The following is a 16,467-nucleotide window of genomic DNA, read 5'->3' on the forward strand; positions in this document are numbered from 1 at the left end:
GATTCATCGATGGATGATTGTATGGTGGTTCAATCCATCAGTGGGGAGTGTCGCGTGTCCGTCGAGTCAGTCAGCGCCCAGGGCTTCGCCGAACAGAGCCTGGACGTCCTCCGTCACGTCACCGAGTCCGCCCGCGAGGACGTGCGCCGCGCCGCCGAGCTGATCGTCGACTGCATCCGCGCCGACGGGGTGATCCATGCCTTCGGCACCGGCCACTCCCAGGCGATGGTCCTGGAGGTCGCCGGCCGGGCGGGCGGCCTGGTGCCCACGAACCGGCTCCAGATGTCCGACCTGGTCCTCTACGGCGGTGACGCGCCGAGCGTGCTCGACGACCCGCTTCTGGAGCGTCGGCCGGGGGTGGCCGTGCGTCTGTACGAACTCGCCGCTCCCCAGGCCCGGGACCTCTTCGTGATCATCTCCAACTCCGGCGTCAACAACGTCATCGTGGAGATGGCGCTCCACGCCAAGGAGCAGGGGCACAGGGTCCTGGCCGTCACCTCCCTCACCCACACGGCAGCGGTGCCCGCCGGGCATGCGAGCGGCAAGAAGCTCGTGGACCTGGCGGACGTGGTGCTGGACAACGCGGCGCCGGTCGGGGACGCGTTGCTCTCGCTGCCGGGGGGCGGAGCGGTGGGGGCCCTGTCCACGCTGACCGGGGTGATGCTGGTGCAGATGGCGGTCGCGGAGGCCGCCGGGCTGCTGCTTGCCTCCGGTGAGCGGCCGCCGGTGTATGTCTCGGCCAACGTGCCCGGTGGGTTCGAGGGGAACCTGGAGCTGGAGAAGCGGTACGCGGGGCGGGTCCGGCGTACGGCCACGTAGGTTTTTCGGCGGGTCGGCGGGTCGGCGGGTCGGCGGGTTGCGGTATCGCGGGGAACTTGCGGCCGGTGGGGGCTGGTCGCGCAGTTCCCCGCGCCCCTGGGTGTTCGGGACCTCGCTCAGTCGACAGGTACCGGAGTCAGGGCAACCGCCAGGGGATACGCGCCGGTGGGCAGGGGCGGCCGGGTGGTGCTCGTTGCCGTGTCCACGGGGACCAGGGTGTTGCCGTCGGCCGTCGTCACGTACGCCGTGCTGCCGTCCCAGTTCAGGGCCACGTCGAACGCCGACCTTCCCACGGTCACCTGCCTGCCCGGTGCGCCGGTCGCCGTGTCGATCGGGGTGACGGTGTCGCCGTTGCTCGGGCTCACCCACAGGGTGCGGCCGTCCGGGGACAGGGCGAGGCCGTAGGCCTGGCCGGAGACCAGGAAGGTCGGTTCGGCCTCGTTCGTCGCCGTGTCGATCGGAGTCACCGTAGAGCCGCCGGAGTTGGAGACGTACACCGTCCTGCCGTCGGGGGCCGCCACCACGTTGAACGGGCTGGGGCCCACCGGGATCGCCGTACCGGCCCTGCCGGTGGTCAGGTCGACGGGAGTGACCGTGTTGTCGTGGATGTCGGCCACGTAGAGGACTCTGCCGTCGGGGGTGACCGCCATGTTCTCGGGGCCGTCGCCGACCGGGACCGGGGTCCCGGTCCTCAGGGTGGCCGTGTCGATCGACTGCACGGTGTCGTCCGTGTAGTTGGCGACCCAGAGGGTGTCACCGTCCGGAGTGAGGGCCAGTCCCGCGGGAACCTTGCCCACGCGGACCGTGGCGGTGACCTCGCCGCGCGCCACATCGATCACGCTGACCGTGTTCGAGCCCTGGGCGGCCGCGTACGCGGTACGGCCGTCCGCGCTCACCACCACCTCGCCCGGGTTGTCGCCGACGGCGATGCCGGTCGTCGTGCCGGAGGCGAGGTCGATCGAACTGACCGACGCGCCGCTGAAGTTCGCCGTCAGGGCGCGGGGGGTGCCGGTGCCGTCGGTGACCTGGACCGGAAGTGCCCGGTCGAGGATTCCGGTGCCTTCGGCCACGACCGCGTGCACGCCCTCCGTCCGGCCCGTGAGGGTGACGGTGACGGACGCGGGGGTCGTCGCCGTGCCCTCGGAGGGGGTGGCGGTGACGCCCTCGGGCACGTCCAGCTTCCAGTCGACCGTCCTGGCCCGGGCGTCGGACAGCTTCAGGGTGACCGTCGCGGAGGCCCCGGGCCGCAGCGAGATCGCGCCGGGGGAGAACGCGGCGTCCACGCCGGGGTCGGGGGCGTTCTCCAGCACGGTCGTGTAGAGGAACTGGTCCATCACTCCCGGCGAGACCTGCTGCGGGACGGCGTCCAACTTCTTGCGGTCCTGCTGGAGTTGCTTCCAGTACGTGGAGACCGCGTCCGTGTCGCCGGCCTTGTGGGCCAGCAGCAGTTCCACGGCCGTCTCGCCCGCACTGCCGTAGCTGCCGAGTTTGTCGAGCCAGGCGGCGGTCTCGTCGAGGAACCCGGGGTTGTCGAGCCGGGCGCGCAACTGGGCGGGTGTGGCGGCCATGGCGGTGAAGCAGGACTTCAGGCGGGTCGCCGCCCGGCCGAGTCCGTTGTTCTGCTCGTAGGCCGTGCGGAAGTCGGCGATCAGCCGGGTGAGGGTCGGGGACTCGGTCGCGTCCAGCTGTGAGCTGTAGTTGTTCTCGGCGAAGATCCGCAGCCACTTGGCGGCGCCGGGGCCCGCCAGGTCCCGTACCGAGGCGAGGAAGGCCCGCCGCGGGTCGTAGGCGTGCGGGTTCCACAGCCAGGCGGCCGAGGTGAACAGGGCGATCCGGCTCGCCTCGCCCTGAACCATCGGGTTGGCGGTCACGCCGGTGGCCGCGCTCGCCACGCCCGCCTCGCGGCCCGTGTACGGGCCCAGCAGGAGGCGGCTGGCCACGTAGTCGTTGACCGGGTAGTTGTCCCAGACCAGGACCGGATGGCCGTAGACCTCGCGGGCCTGTCGCACCTGGTCGGCGGTGATGGTGGGGGCGATGACGCCGACGCCGGTCCACTCCACGACCACGGACGGGTCCAGCCGCTCCCTGAGGGCCTTTTTGTACGGGGTGTCGGCGAGGTCGGAGTACTCGGTCGGGACCGTCTCCAGCGGCTCCAGACCCGGGTGCGTGGCGGAGAAGTCCCTCCAGACGGTGTTCAGCAGACGGGCCTGCGCGGCACCGGCCGCGCCGCCGCCCGTACCGAACTCCCGCTCGTCCTCGGGGCAGTTCCACTTCGTGTAGCTGATGTCGTCCAGCGGGATCGCGAAGGAGCGGACACCGATGGCGTACAGGGAGTCGAACTTGGCGGTGAGCGCCTCGGCGTCGGCGGCGGAGGAGTAGCACACCGACAGGCCGGGGGAGAGGGCGTAGGTGAAGCGGACGTGGTCGGTGTCCGCCCGGTCGACCAGTTCCCTCAGCCGCGCCAGTGCCGCCGCCGGGTACTCGTCCCGCCAGCGGGCGCGCAGGTAGTCGTCGTCCTTGGGGGAGTAGACATAGACGTTCTGCTTCGTACGGCCGTAGAAGTCGAGTTGGGCGAGCCGCTCGGCGTGCGTCCAGGGAGTGCCGTAGAACCCCTCGATGACACCGCGGAGGGCGGCGGTGGGCCAGTCGCGCACCTTGACCACGGGCAACGCGCGCTCACCGCGCAGGAGTTGGCGCAGGGTCTGGGCGGCGTAGAAGGTGCCGGTGGCATCGACGCCGGACAGGGCCAGCAGGGCCTGGCCGTGGCTGTGTCCGGCGGCCAGGACGTAACCGCCGGGGGCGAGGCCGGACGGGGAGGCGGCGTGAAGGCGGGTCAGGGCCCGGGCGGTGGCCGGGTTCTCGCCGGGCCCGCCGAGATGGACGGTCAGTGCGGACGGGGGCGGCCGGTCACCGGCGTCGACCGTCGTGATGTGCTGCGCCCCGGCAGCCCGCAGGGCCGTCTCCACGACCCTGCGGGCGGAGGGATCGGTGCCGGGGCCGAGCACCTCCACGACCCGGTCGGGGACGGGGAGCCGGCCGGCCCCGACGGTGATCTCCTGGGGCGTCGGCCACACCTCGGGCACGGACTGCCGGGGCTCGGCCGAGGCGGGGGCCGCCGGGGCCGCGAGGCCGAGCGCCAGCAGCAGGGCGGCGGCCACGCATCTGAGACTGATGAATGAATCCACCTGAGAATGCTAGGAGTGTTGAATGCATCATTCAATGGTGCCTTCGACGGTGGGAAGCGCGCCAGGTGTTCACAGCACCCTCCGGTGCACGAGGGCCGACATGCAGAGCACCCCGGGCAGCAGGGGCAGCCACACCGTCAGGACGCGGTAGCCGATCAGGGTCGCCGTGCCCACGCTCACCGGGACGCCGTAGACGGCGAGGGTGAAGACCATGGCGGCGTCCACCGGACCGATACCGCCGGGCGCGGGCACGGACCCGACCGCGCTGCTCGCGGCGAGGTACGCGAACGCGACCTGCGCCCAGGACAGCGTCACCCCGAGCGAGGCGCCGACCGCGTGGATCACGCTCGCCTGGAGCAGCGGCGCGGCGGCCGCGCCGCCCCACAGGGCGAGGATCCGGCTGGGCATGGTGTGCAGCCGGCGGGCGTCGGTCAGGGCGGTGCGCACGAACCTGACCGCCGGGCGCCGCAGTGGGCGGACCAGGGTCAACAGCAGCAGCGTGGCGCCGAGTCCGAGGCCCGCGGCCACCAGGGGCAGGAACAGCATGCGCCGGTCCGGGACGAGATCGCCGAGCCGCAGCAGACCGGGCAGCGCGACCAGGAAGCCGACCAGGACGAGCGTCTTGGCGATCGGCCTGACCAGCGCGTACAGGGCGAGCGAGGCGGTGGCCCGGGCCAGCGGGACGCCCTGCCCCTGCAGGAAGCGCAGGGTGACGGCGTGGGCGCCGAGGCTCGCCGGCAGGACGTGGTTGGCGGCGCCGGCGGCGAACTGCGAGGCCACCAGGAGCCCCGACGGCAGCCGTTCGGGCAGCGCGCCCTGCCGTACGACGGAGGCGGAGATCCAGCCCAGGCAGGTGTAGAGGAGCCCGACGAGCAGCCAGCCGGGGTCGGCCGAGGCCAGGCGCGCGGTGCCGTCGTACAGGGCGCGCCAGTCCAGCACCGCCCAGACACCGATGAGCAGGAGGGGGAGCACGGTGAGCAGACGGCGGGACAGACGGGTCAGGGAGCGGCGGCGGGGACCGGCGGGAGCGGGGGCCGGGGTGCTGAGCGGGAGCGGGGCCGGGGCGGCGGCGGGGAGCGGACCCGGGGGACCTTCGAGCGGAAGCAGGGACACGGCGCACGTCGTCCTTTCGCGTCATGCCCCGTGCGGGACACGGGGCATGACGGAGGCAAGGCGATGCAGAGGGGACGAGGGAAACGTTCCCGCTCGGTGTGACGTTCAAATGTCCGGCAGCCGAAGGAGCGCGGGCGGGCGGGCGACACGGGGTGGGGCGGGAGGCGGAAACGACAGGAACCTCTCCGGGCGGGAAATTTCGCAGAGCACTCATACGAGCGCCGGCCCCAGGCCGTCCCTCAGGTGAGGGGCAGTTCTGGGCACCGTCGAAATCCAGTCAACCGCCGTCCGGAGCGGCAGCCTGGGAATCCGTCCCTCCGCACTGTCGCCGGGCTCCGCCGGGGGACCTCCGTACCGTGCTCGACTGACCGGATCCGGCCAGGTCCGGCCCTGTCCCGTCGTCCGCGGACACCGCCCGTCGATATCGTCGAAGACGCATCCGTGGGGCGGGCGGTACGGCGATCGGGGAACGATGCTCCAGGTACGGCTTCTCGGTCCGGTGGAGGTGTGGGAGGGGAACCGGCGCGCCCCGCTCGGCGGGGTCAGGCCCCTGGCGGTCCTGTCCGCACTCGTCGTCCACCTGGGCGAGGTGCTCTCCACGGAGCGGCTCGTGGACTGCGTCTGGGACGAGCAGGCGCCCGCCACCGCCAGCGCCCTCGTCGCCACCCATGTCTCCGCGGTGCGCCGCGCTCTGGCCCGCGTCGGCGAGGCCGAGGTGATCCGCACCCGTCCGCCGGGATACGTCGCCGATCTCGGCGCCTCCCAGGTCGACGCCCGCCGCTTCGAGGAACTGCTCGCATCGGGCCGGGCCCGGGCCGCAGGGGGCCGCGCGGACGAGGCCGCGGAGCTGCTGGCCGAGGCGCTGGGGCTGTGGCGGGGACAGGAGGCCCTCGAAGGGCTGGGCCAGTCCTTCGCCCGGATCGAGGCGGCCCGGCTGGCCGAACTGCGGCTGGACGCCCAGGAGGAGTCCTTCGGCCTCCAGCTGGAGCTGGGCCGCGCGGACCGCACGATCGCCCCCCTGCTCGCGCACGTCGCCGCCCACCCCCTGCGGGAACGGCCGCGCGGCCAGCTGATGACCGCCCTGTTCCGCACCGGACGGGTCTCCGACGCCCTGCGCGCCTACCAGGAGGGCCGCGAGGTCCTGCGCGAGGAACTGGGCATCGACGCCGGCCCCGAACTGCGCGCGCTGCACAAGGCCGTCCTCACCAACGACCCCGCACTGCTGGGCCCCGGCCCCCGGCCGTACGCCTCCTCACCGCTCGGGACGCGCTCCCCCGACCCGTCGCCGCCCGGCTCCGGAGCCCGCTCCCACGATCCCGCGCCGCCCGGCCCCGCACGGGAGGCCGGCGCCGCTGCGCAGGACCGGCCGCGCACCACGGACCGCACGGCGGCCGCCGGCGCCGGACCCGACGAGCGGGCCCCCGGGCCCGCCCCCTCCCATCTCCCCCCGGACATAGCCGACTTCGTCGGCCGCTCGGACCAGATCGACTGGGCCGTCGCGCTGCTGGGCCGCGTCGACGAACCCGGCCGCACCGCCCCGCCGATCGGTGTGATCTCCGGACGCTCCGGTACCGGCAAGACCGCGCTCGCCGTCCACGTCGGCCACCGCACCGCCGAACTCTTCCCGGACGGCCGCCTGTTCGTGGACCTGCGGGCCGCCGACACCGCCCCGCTGCAACCCGCCGACGCCCTCGCCCGGCTGCTGCGCGCCATGGGCGCCGAACCGGCGGCCCTGCCGAACTCCGTCGAGGAACTGACCGGCCTGTACCGCACGTACACCGGCCACCGCCGCATCCTGCTGATCCTCGACAACGCCGCCGGCGAGGCCCACGTACGGCCGCTGCTGCCGCCGGGGCCCGGCTCCGCGGTGCTCGTCACCAGCAGGCGCCGGCTGGTGGCGCTGGAGGGCGCGGCCCACCTCGATCTGACCGTCCCCGACGAGGAGGAGGCCGTGGAACTCCTTCGCCGGGTCGCCGGAGCGGACCGGGTGCGCGCGGAGCCGGCACAGACCGCCGAGATCGTCTCCCTGTGCGGGCGGCTGCCGCTCGCCGTGCGCATCGCCGGAGCACGGCTCGCGGCCCGGCCGCACTGGGTGCCCGGCCGGCTCGCCGCCCGACTGCGCGACGAGCGGCTCCGGCTCAACGAACTGCGCGCCGGGGACCTGGAGCTGCGCACCAGCCTCGAACTGGGCTACGCCGACCTCGACCCGCAGGAACAGCGCGCCCTGCGCCGGCTGGCCCTGCTCGACCTGCCCGACTTCGCGGCCTGGATCGCCGCGCCGCTGCTGGACATCGGCACGGAGGAGGCCGAGGAGGCCGTCGAGCGGCTGGTGGACTGTCACTTCATCGATGTGATCGGCGTGGACGGCACGGGCCGGGGCCGCTACCGCATCCACGACCTGGCCCGGGAGCACGCCCGCGAGCGCTGTCTGTCGGAGGAGAGTGCCGAGGAGCGGACGGCGGCCGTGCGGCGGCTCGTGGAGTGCTGGCTGGGGCTCGCCGAGAAGGCGGCCGCGCGGGGCCCGGGGGGTGCCGCCCGGTACTTCCCGGAACCGGCCGCCGTACGGCCCGTCGATCCGCTCGATCCGCAGGCCGAGGAGGAGCTGCTCACGCGGCCCGCGGCCTGGTTCGCCGCCGAACAGGCCGGTCTGCTGGCGGCGGTGGAGTACTGCGCCGACCACGGGATGGACCGCGCCGCCCGGGACCTCGCCGGCGCGCTGATCGCGAGTTCGGTCGCGCTGTACAACCAGTTCGACGCCTGGTCCCGTTCGCACACCGCGGCCATGGCGGCGGTGCGGCGCAGCGGGGACGGCGAGGGCGAGGCCTGGCTGCTCACCGGCCTCGGACAACTCCGCTACGAGCAGGACGAGTTCGAGGAGTCGTACGCCTACTTCCGGGACGCCCTGCGGCTGTTCGAGGATCATGACGAAGAACAGGGCGCGGCCCAGGCCCTGCTGGGCATGGCCACGGCCCGGCGCGAACAGGCCTTCTACCCCGAGGCGTTGGAGCTGCTCGGCCGGGCGCTCGCGCGGTACGGGCGGCTGGACGACCGCGGTGCCCGGGCCCGGGTGCTCTACGGCCTCGGCTATGTGCACCGGGAACAGGGCGACGACTCCGCCGCCCGCGAGGCCTTCGCCGAGGCCCGGGAGTTGTACCGGGCGGACGGCGACCGGCACGGCGAGGCGCTGACCGTGCGCGCGGTGGCCCTGTGCGACCGGGCGCAGGGGCGGTACGCGGACGCCGAGCGACTGCTGCGGGACGCGCTGCGGGCCTTCACCGACCTCCACGACGCGTTCGGCGTGATGTACACGGAGCAGTCGCTGGCGAAGGTGGAACTGCGGCTCGGCCGGCTGGACGCGTCGCGCGAGCGGCTCGGGCGGTGCCTGGAGCTGGCCCGGGAGCGGCAGGACAGGTTCGGCGAGGCGCTGGTGCTGCGGACGCTGGGCGAGTGGCATCTGGCCGCCGGTGACGCCGGGAGCGCACGGGACCCGCTGGAGCGGTCGCTGTCCCTCTGGGAGGCGCTGCGGCTCCGCCTGTGGCGGGCGCGGACACTGCGGGACCTGGCGCGGGTGTGGGAGACCGCCGGGGACACGGGCGCGGCGGAGGGGGCCCGCGCCGAGGCGATGCGCGTCTTCAGGGAGACGGGGGCGCGGGAGGCTTCAGAGCGGGGGTAGGCGGGGGGTGGTTGCGTGGGGCGTGGGCGAGCGGTGTGGGTGCGCGGGTGCGCGGGTGCGTGGTTGTGCGGGTGCGCAGTCGGCGGGCGCGGGCGTGGCCGAGTGGGTGCGGGCGGGTACGTGGGTGCGCGGGTGAGTGGGCGTGTGCGGGCGGGGGCGTAGGCCAGCGGGCGTGAGCGGGCCCCGGGTAGGCGGGTGCGTGAGCCAGTGGGTGTGTGCGGGCATCCGGGCAGGCGGCGGGTATGTAGGCGGGATCAGGCGCCTGGATGCGTGGGCGACGGGTGCGTGGGTGCGCAGTCGGCGGGCGCGAGCGGGTGGGTGTGTGGCCGAGTGGGCGCGGGCCGGTATGTGGGTGAGTGGGCGTGCGGGCGGGTGCGTAGGCCAGCGAGCCTGAGCGGACTCCTGGGCGGGCGGAGGCGTAGGCCAGCGGACGTGAGCGGACTCCTGGGCGGGCGGGGGCGTAGGCCAGCGGGCCTGAGCGGGCCCTGGGCGGGCGGGTGCGTAGGCCAGCGGGATCAGGCGTGTGGTTGCGCGGGTGCGCAGTCGGCGGGCGCGGGTGCGCGGGTGCGCGGGTGACGGGTGCGTGGTTGTGTGGGCGGGCCCGGGTGCAGGTCAGTGGGTGCCTGCGTGCGCGTGTGCGGGTGTATGGGTGAGCGGTGTGGGGCGAGGCGCGTGCGTCTGATCGGGGGGCTCGGTGGGGGCGCAGGAGCCCAGGGGCGGCGCTTGCAGGCGATCTGCAGAGCAATTGCAGAGGACCCCGCGACGCTCTTCCCGTGACAGACATCATCACGCTCGCGGACCCCAGGGTGGCCGCGGTGACGCACGACGAGTGCGGGGAACCGCTCGTCGACCTGCGGGAGGAGGGGCAGTTGCTCCTCGACTCCCGGCAGGCCGACGACGCGGGGAGCTACGCCCACCTGCGGGCAGGAGCGCTGCGGCGGCTCGTGCGGGCGCAGCGGCTGCTGCCCACGGGGATCCGGCTGCTGGTGGTGGAGGGGTACCGGCCGCCCGACCTCCAGCGCCGGTACTTCGAGCAGTACGCGGCGACCATGAGACGGGCCCACCCGGACGCGGCTCCCGAGCGGATCCGTGAACTGGCCAGCGCTTACATCTCGCCGCCGGAGGTCGCCCCGCACGTCAGCGGCGGCGCGGTCGACCTGACCCTGTGCGACCGCGAGGGCCGCGAACTGCCGCTCGGCACCGAGGTCAACGCCACCCCGGAGGAGAGCGCCGGCGCCTGCCGCACGCACGCGCCCGGGATCGACGCCGAGGCGCGCGAGTACCGGGCCCTGCTCGGCCGGGTGCTGACCGCGACCGGGTTCGTCAACTACCCGACCGAGTGGTGGCACTGGTCGTACGGGGACCGGTACTGGGCCCTGCTGCGCCGCGTGCCGGCCGCCCGCTACGGCCCCGCGGACCCGCCCCGCCCTCCGGCCTGACCACCGGAGCGGAACGGCCCGCGAGGACCGCAGCGAGAGCACACCGCGAGGGGCCACCGCGAGGCCCCGGGAGGAATCACCGCAGGGATCACCGCAAGGGATCACCGCAAGGGATCACCGCAAGGGGGAACGACATGCACCACAGCCACACGACCTGTCCGCCACCACCGCGCCAGGCCGACGACCGGATGAGCCCGGGGGACTTCGACGCGTTCTTCACGGCCGACATGCCGCGCCTGCGACGGCGGCTGCTGGCACTGACGGGCAATCCGCACGACGCCGACGACCTGCTCCAGGAGACCTATCTGCGGCTCTCCCGGCGGGCCCGCTCCCAGAACCTGACACAGCAGCAGCACCCGTACGCCTACACCTGCGCCGTCGCCCTCAACCTGCTGCGCGACTCCTGGCAGCACCCCTCGCGCCGCGAACGCACCACGGACCAGCTGCCGGAAGCCGGCTGGGACGGCGGACTCGACTCCTACGAGGCCTCCGCCACGGCGCTCGCGCTGCTGCGCACGCTCTCCGAGAAGGAGGCCGCCGCGGTGATCCTCGTGGACCTGGAGGGACTCACCCACGACACGGCCGGGGAGCGCCTCGGCGCCCACCGCGGCACGGTCCAGCGCAACCGCCTGCGCGGCCTCGCCAAGATGCGTGCCGCCCTCCACCACTGACCCGGGTGGCACACCCCCACGGGGGTGGGGTGTGCCACCCGGGTTCCCCACCGTGTCTGCCACCGGCGTCGCCGGCATCCCGCTGACGCCGCCTCGACGAAGGAAGAGTCCCTTGCACACCACCAGCACGCGCCGCCGGACCAGCGGCGCGATCCTGGGCGCCTCGGCCCTGGCGCTCACCGCGTTCTTCTCCGCCCCGGCCCACGCCGCCCCGGCGGCCGCGGACGCCGACTGCGGGGTCCTCGCGCCCGGCGCCTCGGCCACCGCGCAGGCCGCCGTCGACGCGGCCTGTTCGCAGATCGGCGTCTGGTACAGCTGGGGCGGCGGCCACGCGGCCACGCCCGGCGCCAGCTACGGCTTCTACGACGGCTCCGACCCGGACAGCCTGCACGACGGCGAGCGCAAGGGCTTCGACTGCTCGGGCCTGATGCGCTACGCCTACTACCGGGCCACCGGCAAGGACCTGCTCAACGGCACGGCCGACGACCAGTTCCACACCCCGCAGGCCGCCGCCCGGTTCTCCGCCGGGCAGGGCACCGCCCCGCTGCTGCCGGGCGACCTGATGTTCTGGGGCAGCGGCCACATCCACCACGTGGCCATGTACCTGGGCGGCGGCCAGATGGTCGAGGCGTACGAGTCGGGCACCCACATCAGGGTCACGTCCGTGCGTACCGGGGGCGACTACGCCGGTGCGGTCCGGATCAACGGCTCCGGGACCCCGATCCCGCCGCCCGCCAACGGCGGCACGGTCTTCGAGACCTGGGGCACCGGCGTGCGCACGCACCGGTCGCCCAGCGTGGGCTCCGCCGTCGTCGACACCTTCCCCGGCCCGACCCAGGTGTCCGTCCAGTGCCAGCAGCACGCGGAGACGGTGACCGCCGAGGGCTACACCAACGACGCCTGGTCCAAGCTCGCCGACGGCTCCTGGGTGACCAACATCTACATCAAGGGCCCGGCCTGGCTGCCCGGCGTCCCGGACTGCGGCGGCAGCAGCACCCCGCCGCCGACCGGCGGCAGCAAGGCGTTCCAGACCTGGGGCACCGGGGTGCGCACCCACAGCGAGCCCAACGTCAACGCCGCCGTGGTCGACTACTTCGCCCAGCCGACCACGGTCAACGTGGTCTGCCAGAAGCACGCCCAGGAGGTGACGGCCGAGGGCTACACCAACGACGCCTGGTCGAAGCTGACCGACGGCTCGTGGATGACCAACATCTACATCAAGGGCCCGGCCTGGCTGGACGGCGTGGCCACCTGCTGATCCCACCCCTGCCGACCGGACCGGCCGTGCGCGTGGGCCGGTCCGGTCCGGTCACGGGGTGATGCGGACTCACCACCCGGTGACCAAAAGGTGGTTGACGAGCAGCGCGAGTACCGCCTGCCCGGCCAGCCAGCCGCGCGCCCCCGTCAGAAACGCCCCCGCGGGCAGCAGCCACACGGCGAACGGCAGCCAGATACGCTCCGTCTCCGCCTTGCTCATCCCGGAGAGATCCGCGACGAGCAGGGCCAGCGCGGCGGCGAGCACCAGCACCGCCAGGCGGCGCGGGGACCTGCGTGGCCGGTCCCCGCCCGGCCGCAGCCGGACGGCGGCCCGCCGTACCCCCGCCACGGTCGCGGGCCCCACGATCAGCACCGTGCACGCGAGGTTCGCCCACACCCAGTAGCCGTACGGCCGCACCCCGCCCGCTCCCTGGTAGTACCGCGTGACCAGCAGCCGGTACGCCTCCCACCAGTCGAACCCCGACACGGTGAACAGCACCGGCACGACCACGAAACCGGCCAGGGCGAACACCAGGGGCCGCCGTGAGGAGCCGAGGAGCAGCACCGCGCCCGCGACGACGGCCATCAGCGTCAGGCCGTACGACAGATAGACGGTCAGCCCGAACAGCAGCCCCGAGCAGACGCCGTACAGCGCCGGCCGCAGCCCCCGCACCGCGAGGGCGAGCAGGGCCACCGCCCACGCGGCCACCGCCGCGAAGTACCCGTCGGCCGACGTGCCCACCCAGACCGCGGCCGGCGCCAGGACCAGGAAGGGCGCGGCGCGGCGGGCGAGCGACTCGTCGGCGAGGGGCCGTACGGTGACCAGGACCGCGACCGCCGCCGTCGTGCCGACGGTGATGCACCAGGTCCCCGCCCAGCCCCCGCCGCCGAGCCCGACCCGGTCGAGCAGGACGAAGGTGAGGGTGGCGCCCGGGGGATGCCCGGCGACGTGGGCGCCCCAGTTGTCCGGCGCGTCGATCAGGATGTGCCGCGTGAAGTCGCGCAGGGCCGCCGGGATGTCGTGGAAGCGAGGGACGGCCCGCAGGTACTCGTTCCTGGTGGTGAGCTGCTCGGCGACGCCCCGGTGCCAGCCGTCCACGAGGGCCAGGGACCACGTCCAGGCCATGCCCGCGCCCCAGACGGCGAGCAGCAGCGGCCGCCAGGACAGCCGGGCGGCGAGCGAGGGGCCGTACGCGACCACGGCGGCCGCGACGACCACCGCGGCCGGGGTGCCGGGGCCGACATGCGGATCCCAACTGGCCAGCAAGGGCGGCCAGTCGACACGGAGCGAGCCGTCCCGGTGCTGGATCGCCCGGCCGACCAGGACGGCGGTCAGCACGAGGAGCGCGGCGCACAGGGCCGCATACAGGTCACGACGAAGGTCCCGATTCACCCGGACGACGCTAGGGCGCATGCCCGCGCCCGGACGGCTGACATGCGACGACGTCAGACTTTCGTCATGGTTCGCGGACCCGTTTCCGGGGTGCCGCGGACCTACCGTCGGGGCATGGCACGGTCTCCCTTCACCCCCTCCTTCTGGCGCAGCCCGCTGCGCGGCCCCTGGTTCACCTCGGTCCTCGGGGTCGTCCTCCTCGGCGGCATCACGCTGCTGTTCGTGACGGGCCTGCTGTCGTACGCGGCCTACAACCCCGACCTGTCGCCGGTGAACGACAAGACGCCGGACAAGGGGATCCTCGGCTTCTACCTCTTCTCCTGGCCGACCGACCCGCACTGGCTCTACCGGCTGACCCAGGGGGTCCACGTCACCCTCGGCGTCACCCTGATCCCGGTACTGCTGGCCAAGTTGTGGTCGGTGGTGCCCAAGCTGTTCACGCTGCCGCCAGCCCGCTCGCTCGCGCACGCCCTGGAGCGGATCTCGCTGCTCCTGCTGGTCGGCGGCGCCCTGTTCGAGTTCGTGACCGGCGTGCTCAACGTCCAGCTCGACTACGTCTTCCCGGGCTCCTTCTACCCGTTGCACTTCTACGGGGCGTGGGTGTTCTTCACCGCGTTCGTCGCCCATGCCGTGCTGAAGATGCCGCTCGCATGGCGTAACCTCCGGCAACTCCGCGAGGAGAAAACAGAGTTGGTGTCACCGCGTCCCGCCGAGCCGACCGTGTCCCGGCGTGGGGCCCTGTGGTTCGTCGGGGGCGGCTCGCTGCTGCTGTTCCTCACCACGGCCGGACAGAGCTTCGACGGCGTCCTGCGCCGGACCGCCCTCCTCGCCCCGCACGGCGGCGCCGAACCGGCGTCGGGGCCGGGCGGCTTCCAGATCAACAAGACGGCCGCGTACGCCGGGATCGACCCGGCGGAGACGGGGGAGGAAGCCTGGCGGCTGGTCGTCGTCGGGCGTGCGGGCCGTACCGTCCGCCTCAGCCGGGCCGACCTGCTCCGGCTCCCGCTGCACAGCTCGGCGTTGCCCATCGCCTGCGTGGAGGGCTGGTCCACCTCGGACCAGTGGTGGCGCGGAGTCCGGCTGCGGGACCTCGCGGCGCTCGCCGGGTACGAGGGTGACCCGCCGGACCTCTTCGTGGAGTCGCTGCAACGGCACGGCGCCTTCCGCCGGGCCGCCCTGCGCGCCAACCAGGTCGCCGACCCGCGCTCCCTGCTCGCGCTGTTCGTCAACGGCGAGGACCTGACCCCCGACCACGGCCACCCGGCCCGGATCATCGTGCCCGCGGCACCCGGTGTGCTCAACACCAAGTGGGTTGCGCGGCTGACCTTCGGAGACCTGTGATGCGGATCCCTCTCGGCAGCCCCCTCCAACTCCTCCTGCTTGTCTGCTCGTTCGCCCTCGCGGGGTACGCGGGGGTGCGGCTGCTCGCGGGGGACCGGTTCGGGATCGCGCTGTGGTTCGTCGGAGCGGCCGTCCTGCACGACCTGGTGCTGCTGCCGCTGTACGCGGCGGCGGACCGGGCGCTGGTGAGGACGGCGGGCCGGCACGTGCTGTACGTCCGGGTCCCCGCCGCCTTCTCCCTGCTGCTCCTGCTCGTGTGGTTCCCGCTGATCAGCGGGCAGGTCGCGGACCGCTACGCCTCGGCGACCGGGCTGTCCCCGGACGGCTTCCTGGCCCGCTGGCTGCTGGTGACGGCCGCGCTCTTCGGCGGTTCGGCGGTGGTCCTCGTCGTACGGCGGCGCAGGGCCACGAAGGAGCGGCCGCCCGCCGTCCACTGATCCACCGGTGCCCAGCCGGCGCGGGCCGCGTGCCGCAGCAGGGCGGGGGTGCCGAGCCGGGCCCACGGGAACGGGTCGCCGACCGCGCCACGGGCGTCGGTGACATGCACCCGGACCCGCTCGTCGAGGTCCGGGTCGGTGACCGTCTCGGCGATCAGCAGGCCGCCGGGCGCGAGGAGTTGGGCCGTGCGGTCGAGCAGGGCGGTGGGGTCGCCGCCGATGCCGATGTTGCCGTCGATCAGCAGCGCGGTGCCCCAGCGGCCCTCGCCGGGCAGGGACTCGAACACGGACCGCCGCAGGGCCTGTCCGCCGAGCGCGACGGTCCGTGCGACCGCCGCCTCGCTCACGTCGATGCCGAGCACCCGCCGGCCGCGGGCCCCGAGCGCGGCGACGAGCCGCCCCGGGCCGCACCCGACGTCCAGCACCGCGCCCTCGCAGCGCCGCAGCACCTCCAGGTCCGCGGCGTCCGCGGCGGCGCACCAACGCTCCAGTTCGAGCGGGAGCAGCCATCCGTCGGCCCGGCGCAGGAAAAGGGGGCCCCGGCCGGTACGGAGGGCCCGCGCGTAGGGGTCGGCGGACCAGGTGCCGTCCACCGTTCCCCCTCCACCGTCGCCGGCGTCGCCCACCGGGGCTCCGTGCGTCCGGGTGTCGGCGCCCGGCAGCACCGAACGCAGGCCGGAGGCCGAGCCGGATACCGGGCGGGTCCCGGAGCCACGGAGCACCGGGCCACCGTCCCACTGACGCCCGATCCCGCCCGTCCGGGGGCGGCGGTCGCCGGGTTCCCCGCGTGGTCCGCTCCGGTCCGCCTGGGGGTGTGGGTTGCCGGGGTCCCCGGCGGGTCCGACCGCGTCCGCCCAGGGGCGTGGGTTGTCAGGTTCCCCGCCGGGTCCGATCCCGCCTGTCCGGGGGCGGCGGTCGCCGGGTTCCCCGCGTGATCCGCTCCGGTCCGCCTGGGGGTGTGGGTTGCCGGGGTCCCCGGCGGGTCCGACCGCGTCCGCCCAGGGGCGTGGGTTGTCAGGTTCCCCGCCGGGTCCGATGCCGCCTGTCCGGGGGCGGCGGTTGCCGGATTTCCCGGCGGGTCCGATCTGGTCCGCCTGGGGGTGTGGGTTGCCGGGGTCCCCGGCGGGTCCGACCGCGTC

The 16,467-nt window shown here is 74.2% G+C and carries 10 protein-coding genes; 6 read left to right on the forward strand and 4 right to left on the reverse strand.

All coding sequences use genetic code 11. The features are described 5' to 3' along the window. Window positions 1–54 precede the first annotated feature (54 nt). Entirely contained in the window at window positions 55–819 is a 765-nt protein-coding gene (locus tag M2163_RS36070; RefSeq protein WP_280896065.1) for an SIS domain-containing protein, read from the forward strand. A 116-nt stretch (window positions 820–935) separates the two neighbouring features. Here M2163_RS36070 and M2163_RS36075 read toward each other — a convergent pair whose 3' ends face one another. Beyond that, window positions 936–4,004, reverse strand: coding sequence for a beta-N-acetylglucosaminidase domain-containing protein (locus M2163_RS36075; RefSeq protein ID WP_280896066.1), 3,069 nt, complete (start codon window positions 4,002–4,004; stop codon window positions 936–938). A 69-nt stretch (window positions 4,005–4,073) separates the two neighbouring features. Next, on the reverse strand, window positions 4,074–5,117 hold the full coding sequence (locus tag M2163_RS36080; RefSeq protein ID WP_280896067.1) for a lysylphosphatidylglycerol synthase transmembrane domain-containing protein: 1,044 nt from the start codon (window positions 5,115–5,117) through the stop codon (window positions 4,074–4,076). Window positions 5,118–5,589: 472 nt separating this feature from the next. On the opposite strand from M2163_RS36080, the gene M2163_RS36085 reads away from it, so the two are divergent. The 4 genes from M2163_RS36085 (at window position 5,590) to M2163_RS36100 (ending at window position 12,158) form a co-directional block, all read left to right on the forward strand. Next, the gene (locus tag M2163_RS36085; RefSeq protein WP_280896068.1) at window positions 5,590–8,790 is read left to right on the forward strand and encodes a BTAD domain-containing putative transcriptional regulator; all 3,201 of its coding nucleotides are present in this window, start codon (window positions 5,590–5,592) and stop codon (window positions 8,788–8,790) included. Window positions 8,791–9,563: 773 nt separating this feature from the next. Further along, entirely contained in the window at window positions 9,564–10,229 is a 666-nt protein-coding gene (locus tag M2163_RS36090; RefSeq protein ID WP_280848726.1) for a M15 family metallopeptidase, read from the forward strand. A 134-nt stretch (window positions 10,230–10,363) separates the two neighbouring features. Then, window positions 10,364–10,900, forward strand: a complete 537-nt coding sequence (locus M2163_RS36095) for a sigma-70 family RNA polymerase sigma factor (RefSeq protein WP_280848725.1) — start codon at window positions 10,364–10,366, stop codon at window positions 10,898–10,900. Window positions 10,901–11,012: 112 nt separating this feature from the next. Beyond that, window positions 11,013–12,158 (forward strand): NlpC/P60 family protein, encoded by a 1,146-nt coding sequence (locus M2163_RS36100; protein ID WP_280896069.1) that lies wholly within the window; start codon window positions 11,013–11,015, stop codon window positions 12,156–12,158. Between the two features lie 69 nt (window positions 12,159–12,227). On the opposite strand, the gene M2163_RS36105 is transcribed toward M2163_RS36100, so the two are convergent. Next, entirely contained in the window at window positions 12,228–13,571 is a 1,344-nt protein-coding gene (locus tag M2163_RS36105) for a hypothetical protein (RefSeq protein ID WP_280896070.1), read from the reverse strand. 93 nt (window positions 13,572–13,664) lie between these two features. Between M2163_RS36105 and M2163_RS36110 the strand changes: the two genes are divergently transcribed. Beyond that, entirely contained in the window at window positions 13,665–14,891 is a 1,227-nt protein-coding gene (locus tag M2163_RS36110; RefSeq protein ID WP_280896071.1) for a molybdopterin-dependent oxidoreductase, read from the forward strand. 292 nt (window positions 14,892–15,183) lie between these two features. Here the strand turns inward: M2163_RS36110 and M2163_RS36115 are convergent, their stop codons facing one another. Next, window positions 15,184–15,954 (reverse strand): methyltransferase domain-containing protein, encoded by a 771-nt coding sequence (locus tag M2163_RS36115; protein WP_280897369.1) that lies wholly within the window; start codon window positions 15,952–15,954, stop codon window positions 15,184–15,186. Between the last annotated feature and the right edge of the window lie 513 nt (window positions 15,955–16,467).

It is taken from the genome of Streptomyces sp. SAI-135 (genome assembly GCF_029893805.1).
GTDB lineage: Bacteria > Actinomycetota > Actinomycetes > Streptomycetales > Streptomycetaceae > Streptomyces.

What these genes read in the sequence shown, in the direction of transcription:
- M2163_RS36105 (WP_280896070.1), bottom strand. Translation starts at nt 13,571, where the DNA reads ATGCGCCCTAGCGTCGTCCGGGTGAATCGGGACCTTCGTCGTGACCTG.
- M2163_RS36095 (WP_280848725.1), top strand. Translation starts at nt 10,364, where the DNA reads ATGCACCACAGCCACACGACCTGTCCGCCACCACCGCGCCAGGCCGAC.
- M2163_RS36110 (WP_280896071.1), top strand. Translation starts at nt 13,665, where the DNA reads ATGGCACGGTCTCCCTTCACCCCCTCCTTCTGGCGCAGCCCGCTGCGC.
- M2163_RS36085 (WP_280896068.1), top strand. Translation starts at nt 5,590, where the DNA reads ATGCTCCAGGTACGGCTTCTCGGTCCGGTGGAGGTGTGGGAGGGGAAC.